The organism is Aureimonas endophytica (genome assembly GCF_014642635.1).
Lineage (GTDB): Bacteria > Pseudomonadota > Alphaproteobacteria > Rhizobiales > Rhizobiaceae > Plantimonas > Plantimonas endophytica.
Window position 1 is genome coordinate 1137031 of the sequence record NZ_BMIQ01000001.1, and the last position, 11978, is coordinate 1149008.

Sequence of the window (11978 nt, forward strand, 5' to 3'; positions counted from 1 at the left end):
GTTTTGCGGCATTTTTGCTTCCCGCGCTCTCAAGCATTTTGGAGGAATTCGGCCTTTTTCGGCAAGTCCTCGTCAATCCGAAACGAGAGACGCTCGGTGATCGGCAGCGGGAAACAGCCCGGCCCCGCCTTGCGCGCGAGGGCTTCGGGCGCGGCGATGAGACGGTCCTCGGCATCGAGCAGCACGGGCAGAACCCGCTCCGCGGGATTGCCGCGGTTGAGATAGCCGAAGGCGGCGAGCCGGCTCGCGGGTGGAAAGAGTCCCCCGATGGGTCCGGCGACCTCGAAGCGCCGATCGAAGACGAGCGCGCCCGCGCCGCCCGCCGGAATCGTCGCGAGCCCCTGCCGCCCATATTCGCGCCGGATAACGAGCGGCCCGCGCGTGTCGAGGACGGCGCCGCCGAGCGTCGCTCCCTCCGCCGCGTCCGATCCCAGCCGCGCAAGGAGCCGCGCCAGGGCCGCGCGGGGCGGCGGATAGTCGGCGCCGCCGGCGGCGCGCAGGATGCGACCGAGAAGAAGCGGCGCCAGCGACGGCGGCGCCTCGCGGAGTGCCGTGGCCTCCAGCCTGATGCCGCCCAGCGCGTCGATCCACAGGGCGCCCTCTCCGCGCAGCCGGCCGAGCCAGGCGGCCAGGGCCGCGTCCTCCGCGTCGCGTCGCGCGGCATGGGCGGCGATGCGGGCGAGACAGGCGCGGCGCTCCGCCGCCGGGAGATCAAGCGCGGCGCGCAGCCGGGCACGGTCGAAGCGCGGATCGCGATTGCTCGGATCGTCGACGGCGCGAATTCCCCGGATCGCGACGGCCGCCTTCAGGGCGGCGCCCGGCACCGCGAGAAAGGGTCGCAGCAGCGAGAGGCCCGGCGCGAGGTCCCGCGCCGCCCGCATGCCGGCGAGGCCGCGATCGCCGGCGCCCCGCGCCGCCGCCAGAAAATGCGTCTCGATCTGGTCGTCCTGATGATGGGCCGTGAGGATCGCCGGCGCGCCAAGCGCGCGCGCCGCATCGGCCAGAAGCTCGTAGCGGGCGCGGCGGGCGGTGCCCGCGAGATTGCCGGCCAGCTTCGGCCCGGTCCAGAGAAGGGTGCGATGCGGCAGGCCGAGGGCGGCGCAGAGCCGCGCGACGAAGGCGGCCTCCTCGCGCGAGGCGGCGCGCAGGCCGTGATCGACGGTCGCGACATGGAGCGCGTAACCGGCGGCGAGAAGCGCGGCGCGGCATTCGGCGAGAAGCAGGAGAAGGGCGAGAGAATCGGGGCCGCCGGAGACGGCGAGCAGCAGTGCCTGTGACCCCGCCGATGTCGGCAGGCGTTCGAGCAAGGGACGGAGGCAGCCGAGCGCCTCGTCGGCGGACAGCGCCTCGCCGGAGGCGGTCAGGCGGTCGTCCGGCTCAGCACTTCGCAGCCTGAGTCTCCGTCTGGAGCTTGCGCTTGACGGTGGCGCTCATCTGCGGATAGCGGCGCGCCACTTCCTTGAAGGTCACGCAGGCGGTGTCGCGATTGTCGAGCTTGGCGAGCGACATGCCGAGCTTCAGCATCATCTCCGGCGCCTTCGGGCTCTTCGGATAGTCCTTCTGCGCGTTGAGGAAGACCTCGGCCGCGTCCGTGAACTTCGACTGCTGGAACAGGCTCTCGCCGAGCCAGTAGCGGGCGTCCGGCACGTCCTTCGCGTCGGGATAGGTCTGGGTATATTGGCGGAAGGAATTCTCGGCCAGCTGATAGTCGCCGGCGAGGAGGTAGTTGTAGGCGAGGCCGTAGAGCTCGCCCGCATTGCCGGCGCGCACCGAGGCGATGGTGTTCGAGCCGGCGGCGGGCTTGGCCGGCGCGGCGGCCGGGCCGGTCGTGCCGGTGCGGCCCGGGTCGAGACTGGCCGCGCCGTCGAGGATCTGGCCGATCTGATCGTCGCCGCCCGGCGCCGGCGCGGCGGAGGCGGACTGCCCCCCGCCCTCGCCAACGGCCGGCCCGGCATCGCTGCGGCGCGGCGCGGGCGCCGCTCCGGCGGCGCCGGCCGGCTTGGCGCCGCCGGTCGCGGCGGGCTTCGCCGCGCCCCCTTCGAGTTCCTGGAAGCGGAACTCGTTGTCCTCCTGCATCTTGCGCATCTGCTCCTGCATCTGGAGCACCTGGAAGGAGAGTTCCTCGAGCTTGCCGTTGAGGCGGCGGTTCTCCTCCTCCAGCTGGCTGAGGCGCTGGCCGGCATCCGACATCTGCGCCATCTGCACCGGACGCTCCGCCGACGAATCGGCCGGGGCGCTCGCCCGCTTCTCGCCGAGGCTGACGCCGAAGGGCAGGTTCAGCGCGGCGGCCGGCCAGACGCCCGCGACCAGCGCCGCGCCGAAGACCCCGGCCCGCAAGGCCTTGACCATATTCGTTTTCAAGCTCGATCCCCGTCGCCTGTCCGGCCCGCCGTCGCCGGCGGGCGTGAAGCCCCTGCCGCGAGGCGATGTCGCCTTTCGCTTGGAAGGTGGCTTTTCGGCATAAGTTTGGCCGCCGCGAACCGCAAGCACAAGCGGGATCGGCGACGGGCGCGGCCCCAACGAAAAAGGGCGGCCCGACCGGACCGCCCTCTCTCATGAAATGCAGCGCAGGATGCGATCAGCTGCCGGCGCCGTTCAGCACGGTGACGGCGCGGCGGTTCTGCGACCAGCAGGAGATGTCGTCGCACACGGCCACCGGACGCTCCTTGCCATAGGATATGGTACGCATGCGGTTGGCGGCGACGCCCTGGCTGGCGAGGAAGTCGCGGGTCGCGGCGGCGCGGCGGGCGCCGAGCGCGAGGTTGTATTCGCGCGTGCCGCGCTCGTCCGCATGGCCCTCGACCGTGATCGAATACTGGCGATACTGGTTCAGCCAGCGGGCCTGGGAGGCAAGGGTCTTCTGCGCGTCGGCGCGGACCACCGAGGAGTCCGTGTCGAAGAAGATGCGGTCGCCGACATTGACGGTGAAATCGCCCGGCGTGCCCGGCGCGGTGCTCTGCCCGCCGGCACCGCCCGCGCCGCCATTGAGGCCGAGCCCGGCCGCATCGTTCGGCAGGCCGCCATTCTTCTTGGCGCAGCCCGCGATGGCGAGCGCGGCGACGAGGGCGATTGCGACGCGGCTCTGAGCCAAAACAGCGATCCGGCTCATGGCCTTCTCCTTCGATTGAGATGATTGTTTCTAACCGGGTATTTACCCTGTTCACTCTTAAAACCGGGTAAACAGGGGTCTTCGGCCATTGCGGAAACGCGGTTTAATCGAACTGTCGGCGGCCGAGAATCACTCACCACCCTTGCGGCGCCCCGCCCCAACGCTTTCCCGGCCGGCCTGTGGCGGATGCGTCACAAGCCCTTGGCCGGCAAGCCGTTCTGCGAAGACGGGCGGCTATTCGCGAGCCGGCGACCAGGCGGGGTCGGAGGCGTAGCCGGGCGTCGTCACCTTCTGCTCGTTCCGGCCCGTGAGGTCGATCGAATAGAGCTGCGGTCCGGGGCCGGCATCCTTGAAGAACATCAGGACGCGGCCGTTCGGCGCCCAGGTCGGCCCCTCGGCATGGAAGCTGGAGGTGAGGATGCGCTCGCCCGAGCCGTCCGGCTTCATAACGCCGATCTGGAACTGCCCGCCGGACTGCTTGGTGAAGGCGATGAGATCGCCGCGCGGCGACCAGACCGGCGTCGAATAGCTGCCCTGGCCGAAGGAGATGCGCTGCTGGCCGGAACCGTCGGCGCCCATCACGTAGATCTGCGGCCGGCCGCCGCGATCGGATTCGAAGACGATGCGGGAGCCGTCCGGCGAGAAGCTCGGCGCCGTGTCGATGGCGGCGGTCGAGGTCAGGCGCGTCGTCGCGCGCGAGCGCAGGTCCATCGCGTAGATATTGGCCGAGCCTTCCTGCTGGAGGCTCATCACGATCTTCTGGCCATCCGGCGAGAAGCGCGGCGCGAAGGTCATGCCCGGGAAATTGCCGACCATCTCGCGCTGCCCGGTCTCCAGTTGCAGGAGATAGACGCGCGGCTCGGAGCGGCCGAAGGACATGTAGGTCAGCTCCTGCCGGTTCGGCGAGAAGCGCGGCGTCAGCACGAGATCGTCGCCGCCGGTCAGATAGGCGACGTTGGCGCCGTCCTGGTCCATGATCGCCAGCCGCTTCACGCGCTTCTGCTTCGGCCCGCTTTCCGAGACGAAGACGACGCGCGTGTCGAAATAGCCCTTCTCGCCCGTCAGCCGCTCGTAAATCGCGTCGGCGATGATATGGGCGACGCGGCGCCAGTTGTCGGGCGTGGCGTAGAACTGCTGGCCGTCGAGCTGGCTGTTGGCGAAGGTGTCCCAAAGGCGGAACTCGGCGCGCAGCCTCCCGTCCGCCTCGGAGGCGACCTTGCCGGTGACGAGCGCCTGGGCGTTGATCACCGTCCAGTCGGGAAAGCGCGGCGTCGCGTCCGGCGAGACGTCCTTCTGGATGAAGGCGGAGGGATCGATCGGCGCGAAGAGGCCGGAGCGCTTCAGATCCGCCGCGACGACATCGCTGATCTGGCTCGCCAGCTTGTTGCCGCCGAAACTCGGAATGGCGATCGGCAAGGGCTGGACATTGCCCTTCGTGATGTCGACCGTGATATCGGCGCGCGCCGGGACCGCAACCGTCGCCAACGCGACCGACAGGGCGAATGCGGCACCGAGAGCCCGCAAAAGCTTCGTCATCAACAACATCATCCCAATTTCGGGGCGACGGGCCGGCGCATCCGGCGCCGACCCTTCCCCTTGACCATTCGACTCGACCGACGAGACGCGATCAGAACATCTCGCTCGGGTCGAAATTGAGGTTCGTCACTTCCCAGCCGCCGGCATACATCTCCGCCGGCAGGTTGAAGGGCGCGCAGCGGCGGATGGCGCGGATCGCCGCTTCCGCCGCGATGCGCTGCGCCCCGGAGCCGCCGCCCTGGGTGATCTCCGGCACGCCTTCCACCTCGCCCGACGGGTTGAAGTGGATCTTGATCGCGACCTTCAGCGATTCGCCGGCCTCGATGCCGGCGGGCGGATTCCAGCACTTGGCCATCTGCTCCTGGATCATGCCCTGAAGCTGGCCCACCTGGCTGCGCGACAATTTGGTGCCGGTCGTCACCTTCGAGCCGAGCGAGGCCGATTCCGTCGACCGCTTCGCGCCACCGCCCGACGGCTTCGCCTTGGTCAACTGCGCCATGATCTCGTCGGCGTTGAAGTCGGACTTCTCCTCGGAGGCCTTGGCGGCGACCTCCTTCTTCGGCTTCTCCTTCGCCTTGGAATCGGACTTCTGCGTCTCGGCCTTGTCGGCCTGCGCAACCTCGGGCTTCGGCGGCGCCGGCTTCACGACCGGCTTCGGCGCTGGCTTCGGCTTTTCCTCCGCCTTCTTCTCTTCCGGCTTCGGCTTCTCCTCGGCGGTCTTGATCGCCTCGGCGAGCGGGTCCTCCTTCGGCGGCTCGGGCTGCTTCTGCGGCTCCGACGGCTTCTGGGGCTCCGGCGGCTTCGGCGGCTCGGGCTTCGGCGGCGGCGGGGTGGGCGTCGGCGGCGCCTTCTCGGCGACCTTGGTCTCCGGCTTCGGCTCGGGCTTCGGTTGCGGCGGCGGCAGGTCGGCCTGCTTCGGCTGGGGCTTGGCCTCCTCCTTCGAGGGCTTCACGTCCGGCACGGGGGGCGTTTCGAGATCCGCCTCGTTGTCGCCGGCATTCTTGGCGTCCATCGGCAGGGTCTGCGGCTTGGTGGTCGGCTTCGGCGCCGGCTTGTCCTTCAGCGGCGCGTCCTTCTCGCCCTTCACGCCCTCGAACGTGTCGGACATGATGACCTCGACCGGCAGCGCCTCGGCATATTGCGCGTCGAGGGGCTGGGGGGCCGACAGCGACCAGAGGCCCCAGGTGAGGAGCACGAGGTGGATGGCCGTGGAGGTGGCGACGCCGGTACGCATGGCCAGCCGTCAGCTCGTCGTCTCGGGCGCGGTGATGAGGCCGATATTCTTGTAGCCGGCCGCCGAGATGAGCGCCATCACCTTGATGACGGAGCCATAGTCGGCCGACTTGTCGGCGCGCACGAAGATACGCTCCTCGTAGCCGGTCTTGGCGACGGCCTGGAGCTTGGCGACGACCTCTTCGGCCGCGATCTCGGATTCGCCGATGAACACGGTGCCGCCCTTCTGGACGGAAACCTCGATCGGCTGCTTGTCGGCGTTCAGCGCCTTCGCCTGCGTTTCCGGCAGATCGAGCGGCACGCCGACGGTGAGCATCGGCGCCGCGACCATGAAGATGATGAGAAGGCACAGCATGACGTCGACCATCGGCGTCACGTTGATCTCGCTGACGGGCTGGCGCCGCCGCCCGCCCCTGCGCCGGCGGGAGCCCCCGCCGCCCGCGCCACCTACGGCCATGCCCATGTCGGTCGTCCTCCTGGCGGGATCAGCGGGCCGAGGCCGAGCGCTCGTCGATCTGCCGCGACAGGATCGCGGAGAACTCGTCGGCGAAGGATTCGAGACGCAGGCCGAGCTTGCCGGCATCGGCCGACAGCTTGTTGTAGGCGATGACGGCGGGAATGGCGGCGACGAGGCCGATGGCGGTCGCGAGCAGCGCCTCGGCGATGCCCGGCGCGACGACGGCGAGATTGGTCTGCTTCGAGGCGGCGATGGCCTGGAACGAGGTCATGATGCCGATCACCGTGCCGAAGAGGCCGACGAAGGGCGCGGCCGAGCCGACGGTGGCGAGGAAGCCGAGGCGCGATTCCAGATCGTCCATCTCGCGGGCGAGCGTCACGTCCATCGCCTTCTCGATCCGGCTCTGGAGGCCCATGGGCGAGCGGGCGCCCTTCTCGAAGCTCTTCTTCCATTCGCGCATGGCGGCGACGAAGAGCGCGCCCATGCCGTTGGTCTTGCGGTCGGACAGCGTGTGGTAGAGATCCTCCAGCGACTGGCCGGACCAGAAATTATTCTCGAAATTGTTCAGCTGACGGCGGAAGCGGCCGTAGCGCATCGTCTTGTCGATGATGATCGCCCAGGTCCAGACGGACGCCGCCAGAAGGCCGATCATCACCAGCTTGACGACGAAGCCCGCCTGCATGAAGAGGCCCCAAAGCGAATGCGACGCTTCCGGTGCCGCCAAAGCGCTTTGCGCGATCTCGTTCATCTCCGACGCCCCTCGAACCCCTTGACCGATGCCATGTCGCGCGAAACCCGTGGCTTCGGCACATCGTCCTATCCCGGGCGCCGGAACGTTCGGTTCCACCGGCATCCCGCCTCGACATCCCGATGATTGCCGATGACACGTTCCGGTCTTTCACCGCTCGAATGGAGCGAAAGAATGGCGTGCGCCGCAGCAATATCGCTCGCGCATTCAAACAGCATTAAGGTTAAGCGAAGGTTGCGGCGGCGACGAAAAGCCGATCACTCTTCGCGCGGGCCGGGCTCCAGCAGGGCCGCGACGGCCGGCGGCATGCGGCGCGGCCGGCCGTCCGGCGAGATCACCGCGACCTTGACCCTCGCTTCGAGCAGCAAGAGCTCGCCGTGGAAGATCCTCTGATCGAGCACCACCCGCGCCCCGCCAAGGAGCAGCGTGCGCGTTTCCACCCGCACCACGTCGTCGATGCGCGCCGGCCGCAGGAAGTCGATCTCCATATGGCGAACGGCGAAGGCCATGGGCTCGCCGAAGGCCCCTTCCGCGAGCCCGCGATGGCCGATGCCCTTCAGCCGCAGGAAATCGCTGCGGGCGCGCTCCAGAAACTGGAGGTAGCGCGCGTGATAGACGACACCGGAAAAGTCGGTGTCCTCGAAATAGACGCGGAATTCGTGGGCATGTCCGAAATCGGTGAGCCGTCCGGCGAGAAAGGCGTTCATGGCTGGCGGTTAGCCGATCGCCGACCGGATGTCATGCGGCTCCCCCTCAATCCCGGTCGTCGTCGAACAGGCCGGACTGGACGCCCTGGTAGGTGGAGGGCACGGCGAGGCCGAGATGGCGGAAGGCATGCTGGGTGAGCACCCGGCCGCGCGGCGTGCGCTGCAGGAAGCCCTGCTGGAGAAGATAGGGCTCGACGATGTCCTCGATCGCGTCGCGCGGCTCGGACAGGGCGGCGGCGATGGTCTCGATGCCGACCGGGCCGCCGCCGAAGTTCAGGGCGATCAGGTCGAGATAGCGCCGGTCGAGCTGGTCGAGGCCGAGACTGTCGACCTCGAGCCGCGTCAGGGCCGCGTCGGCGATCTTGCGGTCGACGATCTCCACCCCGGCGACATCGGCGAAGTCGCGCACGCGGCGCAAGAGCCGGCCGGCGATGCGCGGCGTGCCGCGCGCCCGGCGCGCGATCTCGCGCGCGCCGTCCTCGGCCAGCGCCAGCCCCATGATCCGCGCCCCGCGCCGGACGATCAGCTCCAGTTCCTCCACCGTATAGAAGTTCAGCCGCACCGGAATGCCGAAGCGGTCGCGCAGGGGCGTCGTCAGGAGGCCGAGCCGCGTCGTCGCGGCGACGAGCGTGAACTTGGCGAGGTCGATCTTCACCGAACGCGCCGCCGGCCCCTCGCCGATGATGAGATCGAGCTGGAAATCCTCCATGGCCGGGTAGAGGATCTCCTCGACCGCCGGGCTTAGGCGATGGATCTCGTCGATGAAGAGCACGTCGCGCTCTTCCAGATTGGTGAGCAGCGCCGCGAGATCGCCGGCCTTGGCGATGACCGGGCCGGAGGTGGAGCGGAAGTTGACGCCGAGCTCCTTCGCCATGATCTGCGCCAGCGTCGTCTTGCCGAGACCGGGCGGCCCGACGAAGAGCGTGTGGTCGAGCGCCTCACCCCGGTTCTTCGCCGCTTCCACGAAGACCTTCAGATTGGCGCGGGCCGCCGCCTGCCCGACGAAATCGTCGAGGCGTTGCGGCCGCAGCGTCGCGTCGACGTCTTCGTCGCGCTTTTCCGGCGTGAGGAGGCGGGAGGGCTTGCTCATCCTTCAGGTCTACCGGCTCAGGGCCTTGAGGGCGAGGCGGATCAGCGTGGTCGAGGGCGCGTCCTCGCCCACCTCCTTCACCGCCACCGTCACCGCCCCCGCCGCCTGCTCGCGCGAATAGCCGAGATTGGCGAGCGCCGAGATCGCGTCCGCCACCGGCAGGGCCACACCGCCCGGCAGCGGCTCGGCGAGCGCCCCGGCCGGCAGGTCGATCCCGCCGGAGAGCGCCGGGATCTTGTCCTTCAGTTCGGCGACGATGCGGGCGGCGACCTTCGGCCCGACGCCCGGCGCCCGCGCCACCATCGCCCGGTCCTGGAGCGCCACGGCATTGGCGAGTTCGGAGGTCGTCAGCGTGCCGAGCACGCCGAGCGCCACCTTGGCGCCGACCCCCTGCACGCTCTGGAGGAGACGGAACCAGCCGCGCTCGACTTCCGAGGCGAAGCCGTAGAGCCGCAGCATGTCCTCGCGCAGGAAGGTCTCGATGAAGAGCACCGTCGCCTCGCCCACCGGCGGCAGGTTGCGCAGGGTGCGCGCCCCGCAGAAGGCGACATAGCCGACGCCATGGACGTCGATGACGACGTGATCCTCGGCGATCTCGTCGACGAGGCCTTTCAACTTGCCGATCAAGGATGCGTATCCGGTGCGATGATGTCGAGGGTCGGGAAATAGGCGCGATAGCGCGCGGCGTCGCGGGTGAGGAGCCGGTGCCCGGCGACCAGCGCATGGGCGCCGATGAGAAAATCCGGCAGCGTCCGCTCCCGCCTGCCGCCGCGCTCGCGATAGACCCGGTGCGCCCGCCCGGCCGCGAAGGCCGCCGCGAAGGGAAACGGCTCCCGCCTCGGGTTGAGATAGGCGAAGATGGTGGTCAAGGCGTCCTCCGAAAGGGGAGAGCAGCAGAGCTCCGCCCAAACGACGGCACCAAGGACGACCCCGCCGGACTTCGTCGCTTCCCGCAGACGTCGAAGCGACCAAGGCCGCATCGCATCCTCTTCGGGTCGAAGGACATCCACGAGGACGTTGGTATCAATGAGGGTCGAGATCGTCACGCGGCCCCCTCAGCCAATCGACATATTCCTTGCCGTCCATGCCCATCGTTTCGATCGCGCCCGCCACGCCTGCCGCCCATTCGTCGAAGCTGCTCGGTTCCCCGGAAGGGCCGGGACGGCGTTGCAGGATCACGCGATCGCCCCGGTCCACGAACTCCACCTCGCTGCCGGGGCCGATGCCGAGCTTGTCGCGAATGGCCTTCGGGATGGTGACCTGGCCCTTCTCGGTGACGCGCATGAAGTAATACCTCCTGGGTATTACCTACTCGAATGCCGTGAACATTGCAAGAACGTCACAGCGCGGCGAAGGCGGCGCGGGCGGCGGCCGACTGGCGGTGATGGGTATGGCAGATGGCGATGGCGAGCGCGTCCGCCGCGTCGTCCGTATCGAAGGTCGCCTTTGGCATCAGCACCTTCACCATCATGTGGATCTGCCGCTTCTCGCCGTGGCCGACGCCGATCACCGCCTTCTTCACGGCGTTCGGCGCATATTCCGCCACGGGCAGCCCGGCCAGCGCCGGCACGAGCATGGCGATGCCGCGCGCCTGGCCGAGCTTCAGCGTCGCGGTCGCGTCCTTGTTGACGAAGGTCTGCTCCACCGCCGCCTCGTCCGGCTGATAGGCGCGGATCACCGCCGAAAGCCCGTCATGCAATTCGCGCAGGCGGATCGCCAGACCGTTCTCGGCATCCGAGGTCACGGTGCCGGAGGCGAGGAAGCGCAGGGAATTGCCGGTCGTCTCGACGACGCCCCAGCCGGTACGGCGCAAGCCCGGATCGATGCCGATGACGCGAATGGGAGCCCCCTGCAACATTATCTTAAATCCTAGCCGTACCCGAATCGTTGGCGAGGATGAAGACGAAAAGTGAACGAAGAGAAAACATAACGGGAAGTCGGCGCGGCGATCATCTTTCGATCATCTCGCGGTGATTCGCATGGCCTTCCAGCGCACCGAAACCCAACTTCGTTCGATGCGAAACGTCCTGCCGCTCGCCCTTGCCGTCCTTCTTCTCGCCTCGCCGGTCCAGGCGCAATCCCGGCCGGCCGCCGGGCCGCCGACCTCCACTGAGGCGAGCGGCACCGCGGCGGTCGTCGCGCGGGCGAAGCGCCTGCCCGCGCTGGAGACGCTGATCGTCGGGCGCGACGGCACCGTGCTCGTCGAGAAGGGCTTTCACGGCGCCGCCACGAGCCGGGCCACCAATATCAAATCCGCGTCGAAGTCGATCGTCGCCGCGCTGGTCGGCATCGCCATCGACAAGGGCATCCTCTCCGGCACCGACCAGCCGATCGCGCCGCTTCTCGCCGACAAGCTGCCGCCCGCCCCCGATCACCGCATCCGATCGATCACCATCGGCCATCTCTTGTCGATGCAGGCCGGGCTCGACCGCACTTCGGGACCGAATTACGGCGCCTGGATCGCCAGCCGCGACTGGGTGCGGGCCGCCCTCGCCCGGCCGATGGTCGCCGATCCCGGCGGCGAGATGCTCTATTCCACCGGCTCGACGCATCTCCTCTCCGCCATCCTGACCAGGGCGAGCGGCCGCCCGACCCTCGCGCTGGCACGCGACTGGCTGGGACCCGCCGGCATCGACATCGCGGCCTGGGAGCGCGATCCGCAGGGCATCCATCTCGGCGGCAACCAGATGGCGATGACGCCGAAATCGCTGTTCCGCTTCGGCGAGCTCTACCGCAATGGCGGCCGGACGCCGGAAGGGAGGCAGATCGTGCCGGAGGCCTGGGTGAGGGAATCCTGGATCAAGCGCACCACGACCCGCTGGTCGGGCGACGATTACGGTTATGGCTGGTTCGGCCTCAGCCTCGCCGGTCACTCGGTGCATTACGGCTGGGGCTATGGCGGCCAGATGATCTATGTCGTGCCCGATCTCGGTCTCACCGTGGCGATGACCTCCGACGACGGCGCACCCTCGGCCCGCAACGGCTACAAGGAGGATCTGCACGGCCTTGTCGCCGATCTCATCGCGGCGAGCACGGCACAGGCGGCGCCCGCCGCGGCGCCTTCCGCCGCTGGCGCGGAGGCCCTATAATGTCTTCGG

The 11978-nt window shown here is 68.8% G+C and carries 14 protein-coding genes; 1 reads left to right on the plus strand and 13 read right to left on the minus strand.

Annotated features, from left to right (window positions below):
* Positions 1-29: 29 nt before the first annotated feature.
* The 13 genes from tilS to ruvC all read right to left on the minus strand — a co-directional run bounded on the left by tilS (position 30) and on the right by ruvC (position 10738).
* Positions 30-1307: a tRNA lysidine(34) synthetase TilS gene (gene tilS, locus IEY14_RS05705; RefSeq protein WP_188907200.1), complete on the minus strand. Its 1278-nt coding sequence runs from the start codon at positions 1305-1307 to the stop codon at positions 30-32.
* 70 nt (positions 1308-1377) lie between these two features.
* Positions 1378-2349, minus strand: a complete 972-nt coding sequence (ybgF, locus tag IEY14_RS05710; protein WP_210318278.1) for a tol-pal system protein YbgF — start codon at positions 2347-2349, stop codon at positions 1378-1380.
* A gap of 229 nt (positions 2350-2578) precedes the next feature.
* On the minus strand, positions 2579-3109 hold the full coding sequence (gene pal / locus IEY14_RS05715; RefSeq protein ID WP_188907202.1) for a peptidoglycan-associated lipoprotein Pal: 531 nt from the start codon (positions 3107-3109) through the stop codon (positions 2579-2581).
* Between the two features lie 234 nt (positions 3110-3343).
* The gene (gene tolB / locus IEY14_RS05720; protein WP_188907203.1) at positions 3344-4645 is read right to left on the minus strand and encodes a Tol-Pal system beta propeller repeat protein TolB; all 1302 of its coding nucleotides are present in this window, start codon (positions 4643-4645) and stop codon (positions 3344-3346) included.
* Between the two features lie 91 nt (positions 4646-4736).
* Positions 4737-5879 (minus strand): cell envelope integrity protein TolA, encoded by a 1143-nt coding sequence (tolA, locus tag IEY14_RS05725; RefSeq protein WP_188907204.1) that lies wholly within the window; start codon positions 5877-5879, stop codon positions 4737-4739.
* Positions 5880-5888: 9 nt separating this feature from the next.
* Positions 5889-6341 (minus strand): protein TolR, encoded by a 453-nt coding sequence (tolR, locus tag IEY14_RS05730; protein ID WP_188907205.1) that lies wholly within the window; start codon positions 6339-6341, stop codon positions 5889-5891.
* Between the two features lie 22 nt (positions 6342-6363).
* Complete coding sequence (tolQ, locus tag IEY14_RS05735; protein ID WP_188907403.1) at positions 6364-7074, minus strand: protein TolQ; 711 nt, start codon at positions 7072-7074, stop codon at positions 6364-6366.
* A 266-nt stretch (positions 7075-7340) separates the two neighbouring features.
* A complete protein-coding gene (locus tag IEY14_RS05740) occupies positions 7341-7790 on the minus strand; it encodes a YbgC/FadM family acyl-CoA thioesterase (protein ID WP_188907206.1) in 450 nt (149 codons plus the stop codon).
* Positions 7791-7836: 46 nt separating this feature from the next.
* A complete protein-coding gene (gene ruvB, locus IEY14_RS05745) occupies positions 7837-8880 on the minus strand; it encodes a Holliday junction branch migration DNA helicase RuvB (protein ID WP_188907207.1) in 1044 nt (347 codons plus the stop codon).
* Between the two features lie 9 nt (positions 8881-8889).
* Positions 8890-9507, minus strand: coding sequence for a Holliday junction branch migration protein RuvA (gene ruvA / locus IEY14_RS05750; RefSeq protein WP_188907208.1), 618 nt, complete (start codon positions 9505-9507; stop codon positions 8890-8892).
* On the minus strand, positions 9504-9926 hold the full coding sequence (locus tag IEY14_RS05755; RefSeq protein ID WP_188907209.1) for a type II toxin-antitoxin system VapC family toxin: 423 nt from the start codon (positions 9924-9926) through the stop codon (positions 9504-9506). Before IEY14_RS05755 ends, ruvA begins: the two co-directional genes overlap by 4 nt.
* Entirely contained in the window at positions 9904-10164 is a 261-nt protein-coding gene (locus tag IEY14_RS05760) for an AbrB/MazE/SpoVT family DNA-binding domain-containing protein (RefSeq protein WP_188907210.1), read from the minus strand. The genes IEY14_RS05755 and IEY14_RS05760 overlap by 23 nt, the downstream gene beginning before the upstream one ends.
* A gap of 55 nt (positions 10165-10219) precedes the next feature.
* Positions 10220-10738, minus strand: coding sequence for a crossover junction endodeoxyribonuclease RuvC (gene ruvC / locus IEY14_RS05765; RefSeq protein WP_188907211.1), 519 nt, complete (start codon positions 10736-10738; stop codon positions 10220-10222).
* A gap of 157 nt (positions 10739-10895) precedes the next feature.
* On the opposite strand from ruvC, the gene IEY14_RS05770 reads away from it, so the two are divergent.
* Positions 10896-11969: a serine hydrolase domain-containing protein gene (locus tag IEY14_RS05770; RefSeq protein ID WP_188907404.1), complete on the plus strand. Its 1074-nt coding sequence runs from the start codon at positions 10896-10898 to the stop codon at positions 11967-11969.
* The last annotated feature ends 9 nt before the right edge of the window (positions 11970-11978 follow it).